At 28.4% G+C, this 6,699-nt stretch carries 6 protein-coding genes; 3 read left to right on the top strand and 3 right to left on the bottom strand.

Annotated elements, in window-relative coordinates; genetic code table 11:
• A partial coding sequence (locus tag Q1J48_RS05735) for a sensor histidine kinase (protein ID WP_300361915.1) occupies window positions 1-260 on the top strand: 260 nt, incomplete at its 5' end.
• Between the two features lie 285 nt (window positions 261-545).
• Here the strand turns inward: Q1J48_RS05735 and Q1J48_RS05730 are convergent.
• Both Q1J48_RS05730 and Q1J48_RS05725 read right to left on the bottom strand, forming a co-directional pair.
• Entirely contained in the window at window positions 546-2,597 is a 2,052-nt protein-coding gene (locus Q1J48_RS05730) for a glycoside hydrolase family 13 protein (protein ID WP_300361912.1), read from the bottom strand.
• A gap of 136 nt (window positions 2,598-2,733) precedes the next feature.
• Window positions 2,734-3,663 carry a manganese-dependent inorganic pyrophosphatase gene (locus tag Q1J48_RS05725; RefSeq protein WP_300361910.1) on the bottom strand — a complete coding sequence of 310 codons (930 nt, stop codon included), beginning with the start codon at window positions 3,661-3,663 and terminating at the stop codon, window positions 2,734-2,736.
• Between the two features lie 162 nt (window positions 3,664-3,825).
• Here Q1J48_RS05725 and Q1J48_RS05720 point away from each other — a divergent pair, with 162 nt between their 5' ends.
• On the top strand, window positions 3,826-4,341 hold the full coding sequence (locus tag Q1J48_RS05720) for a shikimate kinase (protein ID WP_300330720.1): 516 nt from the start codon (window positions 3,826-3,828) through the stop codon (window positions 4,339-4,341).
• A 10-nt stretch (window positions 4,342-4,351) separates the two neighbouring features.
• The gene (locus Q1J48_RS05715; protein ID WP_300361908.1) at window positions 4,352-5,134 is read left to right on the top strand and encodes an SDR family NAD(P)-dependent oxidoreductase; all 783 of its coding nucleotides are present in this window, start codon (window positions 4,352-4,354) and stop codon (window positions 5,132-5,134) included.
• 115 nt (window positions 5,135-5,249) lie between these two features.
• Here the strand turns inward: Q1J48_RS05715 and Q1J48_RS05710 are convergent, their stop codons facing one another.
• Window positions 5,250-6,605 (bottom strand): toxin-antitoxin system YwqK family antitoxin, encoded by a 1,356-nt coding sequence (locus Q1J48_RS05710; RefSeq protein ID WP_300361906.1) that lies wholly within the window; start codon window positions 6,603-6,605, stop codon window positions 5,250-5,252.
• Window positions 6,606-6,699 lie beyond the last annotated feature (94 nt).

The following is a 6,699-nucleotide window of genomic DNA, read 5'->3' as shown; positions in this document are numbered from 1 at the left end:
AGATATTTTTAAAGATAGAAGAGGGAAAGGATAGATATTCTTTTGAGATTAAAGATAATGGAATAGGTATCCCAATGGATAAGGTTAAAAAAGTTTTTGAGAGATTTTATCGGGTTGATGAGTCAAGAACTAGCAATCTAGGCGGGACAGGATTAGGGCTTTCCATAGTTAAAGAGTTGGTTCAACAGTTTGGCGGAGATATAAAAGTTGAGTCAGTGGATCAAGAGGGAAGTGTATTTAAGTTTTATCTATTAAAATAAATATAATTTTTTTAGGATTGATTTATAAAATCAGTCCTTTTTTTCTGGGGAAGATTCTTCCCTACAAGTATAACTCTTTTAAAATAAATGTATAAAAAAGTAGGGAAAAACTTTCCCTACAAATTAAAGTTAAAATAAAAAAATTAATCTTTGAGATTAAAAAAATCTTTTTATAAAAAAATATACCATATATAATACAGAAGTTTAACGCGAATATAACTTAAGAAAATATCAAAAGAAAAAAAGTGGGGAAAAATTTTCCCCACCTTGAAGTTACAATAAAAATTATTTAGTTAAGTCAATGTTTGAAATCATTAAGAAGTCAAGAGGTTTTATATCCATTAAAAGAGTTTTATTTGCTGAGAAATATTTTTTACTATTGTGTATCTCATATACAGCCTTACAATTTTTAACAGAATTGATAAATTCAAAATCTTTAAAATCAAATTCAAAGTTATATGAATTTACAGGGTTTCTATTTATAATAACTATTATAAAGTTATCAGTCCCTCTACTTTTTCCAAATTCATCAACACCTTTATTTAAGAAACGGATATATCCATAGACATCTTCATTTATAGAGAATTGTTTAAATCCACCAGTAGATAAAAGAGGGTTTTTATTTCTTATAGCTATAAGTTTTTTATACCAATCAAGAAGTTCAAGGTTTTCATTTCCCCAAGGGTAAGTTCTTCTATTGTCAGGATCCTTTCCACCTCTTACACCTACTTCATCTCCATAATATATCAATGGTACTCCTGGGAAAGTAAGTTGTACAAGGCTAAATAATTTAAGAATATCTATTCCAAGTTTTTCAGTTAATTTTTCTTTTAAAACCAATCTTTCTTTATGAAGTTCAGATTTATAAGAATTTTCTTGCATAAAGTTTCCTATATTTTCACAGATGGTTAAAATTCTCTCTACGTCGTGGCTACCTATCATATTTGTCAATGAATAGAAATTTTCTTTTGGATAATTCTCACGAAGATTCATAAATAATTTGCACACTCTAGAGGCATCTATATTTTTATAGAAGAAATCTAAAAGTATTTTTTTGAAAGGATAGTTGGTAACAGTATCTAACTCCTCCCCACACATATACTCTCTTCTTTGGTTATAGCTTATTTTATTTGTAGCATCTTCCCAAACCTCTCCAAGAAGTACTGATTCTTCATCTATTTCATGACATCTTTTTCTTAAAATTTTAAGAAATTCTCCAGGAAGTTCGTCAGCCACATCTAATCTCCAACCTTTTATACCAGCCTTTAACCATTTAGCCACAACACTGTCCTCATCTCTTATAATATAGTCTAAGAAACTTGGAGTAAGTTCATTTACACAAGGAAGATCGGCATTTCCCCACCAACCAGTGTATTCGTTTGGATAATTTTTAAAAGTATACCAATCATAGTAAGGTGAGCCAACAGAGTTATAAGCTCCTACTGAGTCGTAGTTTCCAAATCTATTAAAATATTTACTATCTCTACCTGTATGGTTAAATACTCCATCAAGTATAAGATTTATATTATTTTCTTTTAAATGTTTAACAAGGTGAGTGAAATCTTCTTCTGTCCCAAGCATAGGATCAATCTCTTTATAATCTCCAGTGTCATAACGATGATTACTAGCAGCTTTAAATATAGGATTTAAATATATAAGATTTATTCCAAGATCTTTAAAATAATTTATTTTTTTATCAATCCCTTTTAAGTTACCACCGAAGAAATCCCAACGAAGAATATCTCCATTTTCCCCTTTTATATATAGAGGTGTGTCATTCCAATTTCCATAGATAAAAGTATTTTTTTTATGAGCTGATAAAGTTTGGTAAGGGTTTCCGTTAAAAAATCTATCTGGGAAAATTTGATAGATTATAGATTCCTTATACCAATCAGGTGTCTTGCTATCTTTATAATAAGTTGTCATTTGATAAGCAGGAGGATTATATGAGTAAACCTGTCCAATTCCTCCAAGTCTTTCTAAATTATTTCCATAATATTTAACACAGCCATCTTGTAATTTTATTTCAAAGAAATAGAATACAAGTCTTGGCAGATCTCCAGTTTTATATGAATAAGAATAAGTTGTCCAATCATCACTATCAATGACTTCACTTTTTTTCATTTGGTAGGCAGAGTGATTGGCAGGTATAGAAACGTCTAAGTTATCAATAAAAATATGGAGATAAATATAATCAAGCATAACATTTTTATTTATTTTTATATTAAAGTTGACAGATTCACCACAAGGTACAGCTCCGAAAATAGATTTGTATTGTAGATCCTGAGAATCAAAGATAATATATTCGTCTTTCCAAGATAAGTTAATAAGTTCCATAGTGTTATTCCTTTCAAACAATTTTCTTTAAAACTTCTTATAATAATATTATAGAACAAATTTAAAAAAAAGTATATATCAAAATAAAAAAAGCTAGAGATATCAATCTCTAGCTAAAAATATTTTTTATTTTTTCTTAGTTTTGGCTAGCTTCCATAAGTACAGGAACAACTTGTTTCTTTCTTGATACAACTCCGTCTAACCAAACAATATTATTTTCTAATTTAACATTGTAAGCTTTCTCAACAAGATCTTGTCTTTCTCCAACTGCTAAAATATAAGATCCAGCTTTTATAATATCTGTTACAACTAATAATGAAAGAACATAGTCGTTAGCTTTATTGTTAGCTGTCATACTATCTTCGAAATCTTTTTGCATCTCAAGAATTCCAGGAATATCAACAGTATTGATTTGAGATATAGATACTTTTGATCCATTCATATCAAAAGCTTTCATATCTATTGAGATGATTTCTTGAGAAGTCATACCTTTTAAAGAAGTTCCAGCTATAAGCATTTTCATTCCATAAGCTTCAAAATCTTTCTCTCCAGCAATCTCTGCTAATTCTTTAACAGCTTGTTTATCTCTTTCTGTACAAGTAGGTGATTTAAATAATAATGTATCAGAAAGGATAGCACTCATCATAAGACCAGCGATCTCTTTGCTAGGTGTTATTTGAGCTTCTTTGAATAATTTAAATATTATAGTTGAAGTACATCCAACTGTATCAGCATCAATTTTAACTGGTTCATCAGTGCTGAAGTTTCCAAATTTATGGTGATCAACTACTTGAAGTATTTTAGCATTTTCTAATCCGTCAACAGATTGAGCTTTTTCATTGTGGTCAACAAGGATAACCTCTTGTTTAGCTGATACCTCTTTTAAAAGTTCTGGAGCGTCGATTTTGAAATAGTCTAAAACGAAACTAGTTTCATTGTTAACCTCTCCAAGACGATGTGCTTTTACGTTTTCTCCTAATTTAGTTTTTAACTCAGTTAGAGCTAATGTAGAACAGATTGAATCTGTATCTGGGTTTTTATGTCCAAAAATAAAGATAGGGTTCATATTTCCTCCTTAAGTGATAATTTATATATCCATATTATAACTTAATTTTCTTAAATGAGCAAATTATTTTATAAAATTAATAAAGAAAATCCTTTAAAATAAAGTAAAAAAATTTGTGATAATAGTTAAAATATGTTATACTTAGATAATGGAAGGTGAAAAATGAAAGAAAATATTGCATTGATAGGTTTCATGGGGAGCGGAAAAACAACAGTTGGTAGAGCTTTGGCAAAAGCCTTAGAGATGAAGTTTGTAGATATTGATAAGGAAATTGTCAAAATTGAAAATAGAACAGTTGCAGAGATATTCGAACAAGACGGAGAGGAATATTTTAGAGAGCTTGAAAGAAAGATTATCGAAAAAGAATCAAAAGATAACAATATAGTAATTTCTACTGGTGGTGGAGTTATAATAGATAATTCAAATATAAAAAAATTAAAAGAATCATCTTTTGTTGTGTATCTTAATTGTGATATAGATTGCATATATTCAAGAGTGAAAAATAAAAAGCATAGACCACTTTTAAATGTTGATGAACCATATAAAAAACTTGTTGAGCTTTATAATAAAAGAGAGATACTTTATAAAATTTCTTGCGATTTTAGTGTGGATATAGATAAGAATAGTTATTTATACGATACTGTTGAAAAAATAAAAAATAAATATATTAATGGATAGGAGGCAAGAAATGGAAAATAGATTAAAAGATAAGATAGTTTTTATAACTGGTGCCACAGCTGGTATAGGAAAGAGTTGTGCTTTTAAATTTGCTGAGGTCGGAAGTCGTCTAGTTTTAATGATTAGAAACGAGGAAAAAGGGAAAAAATTAGTAAGTGAAATCTATGAAAAATATCCAGATACAGATATAACTTTATTAGTTTGTGATGTAAGAGATGGAGAAAAATGCCAAGAGGTTGTTGACTCTCTTTCAGAAGAATTAAAATCAATAGATGTTTTGGTAAATAATGCTGGACTTGCCAAAGGACTTACTAAAGTTTATGAGACAAGTATAGAAGATATTGATACAATGATAGATACAAACATAAAAGGACTTTTATTTGTTACAAGAGCAGTTGTTCCATATATGTTAAAAAATAACAAGGGGCATATAATAAATCTTGGTTCTGTGGCAGGGGTAAATGCTTATGTGAATGGTGGAGTTTACTGTGCTACAAAATCAGCAGTGAAATTTATAACTGATGCCCTAAGATTAGAACTTATTGAAACACCATTAAGGGTTACAAATATCCAGCCGGGACTTGTTGAAACAGATTTTAGCTTAACAAGATTTAGTGGAGATGTTGAGAAAGCTAAAGAGGTTTACAAGGGAATAGAGGCTTTAACTCCAGATGATATAGCAGAGGTAATAGTTTCAACTGCTAATCAACCACCGAGAGTACAGGTTTCTGAAGTTACAATAGTGGCTCAAAATCAAGCTGATAGTAGAACAATTTATAGAGTTAATAAATAAAAAAAGATTAAAAATAAAAATTGCAGTAGCGAACAAACTACTGCATTTTTTATTTGACATAGTATTTTAATATATTTTAAATTTAGAATATTATTTTTAAGATAGAATTAAGATTTTATTTTTTTCTTTTATTTTCTTTAACTAATTTTCCAGTTTCATCAAAATATTTTTCTAATACAATGGAGTCATCTATATACTCTTTCTTTTCAAAATTTAAGACACCATTGGGATAATAAACTCTTTGAAGATGTATTCTTTTATTGCTACTATTTTCAGTAAGAAATCTTACACAGACTTTTCTAATTTTTCCATCGTGATAATACCACTTTTTAACATATACTTTTTCTTCACTTCCTTGATATTTCTCTTTTACAACTATGGACTCTAATTTTCCATCCATATAATAGCTTTTATCACCAGTAGAGTATTTATATATGATTGATTTAACTTGACCGTTTGAATAGTATATGGTACTTTTTACACGATCTCCAATATTTTCACTTCCTCTTTTATAGTCATATTCATAAATAGCATTTAATTTTCCTGATAAACCATAAACTTTTTCAATAACAAGATTTTTTTCTGGGATATGCTCTTTGATAGAGTTTAATTTACCATTTAAGTAGTAATATTTATGAGTTCCTATCTTTTTACCATTTTTATAATTTTCAACTGAATAAAGCTTATCGCTATTCCAATAATATTGTTTTTGTATCCCATCACGATAACCATTTTTAAAATTAAAATCAGCATATAATTTTTTATTAGGTGAATAAACTGTGTATCTTCCATTATATTCTTTTTTTTCTGATGGAATTCTAGTGATTTCTTCCCAATCTTTTAAATACTCTTTTTCCTTATAAAATTTTTCTTCTTCAGAGGCTACACTAGAACTAATTCTTTTTGGTGCTCCTGTTGAATAATATTGTTTGAGAATACTTCCAGTTGAATCATAAGTAAGAACATCACCATAATAGATTCTATCAATTCTATTTTCGTAATCTGTTAAAACTCTTCCAAGTATATCATACTCCAAAACTAATCTTCCAGATATAGTCCCGTCTTTTGTATAAACTCTCCATAATTTTCCATTATCATAATATTTTTTTATTGAAGAGGGGATACCATTTTCATATTTAGCTTCATAAGCTAATATATTATTTAAGTAATAGGCTTTTTGCTCTTGAAAATATCCTTTCTCATCACATAAAATTTTTATTTTAACATAGTTTCCATCTATATAATCAGTAGTTTCAGTTTTCCCGGGTATTCCTTTTAAAGGAGTTGTTAAATATTCGCTTGTTTTTGCATTTTTAATGCTTTCATTAAAGGATATAAAAGGATACCATATAGGTGCTGTTAGAAGAAATCCAAATTCTAAAGCATAACCTGTTTTTTCATCTTTTACTCTGCAACCAATATTTCCAATTATTACTAAGATGATAAAAATATTTTTAAAAAATTTTTTCATATTTAGCCCCCTAACTATATTTTTTATTAAAGTTCAATAACTGTTGACGAATTTTGTTTTTCTCCATTTTTCCAAGTTTCTATGGATATTATTT

This window comes from Fusobacterium sp. (assembly GCF_029258315.1).
Taxonomy (GTDB): Bacteria; Fusobacteriota; Fusobacteriia; order Fusobacteriales; family Fusobacteriaceae; genus Fusobacterium_B.
The sequence above is the reverse complement of the archived record's forward strand: the minus strand, read 5'-3'. Positions and strand labels throughout refer to the sequence as shown.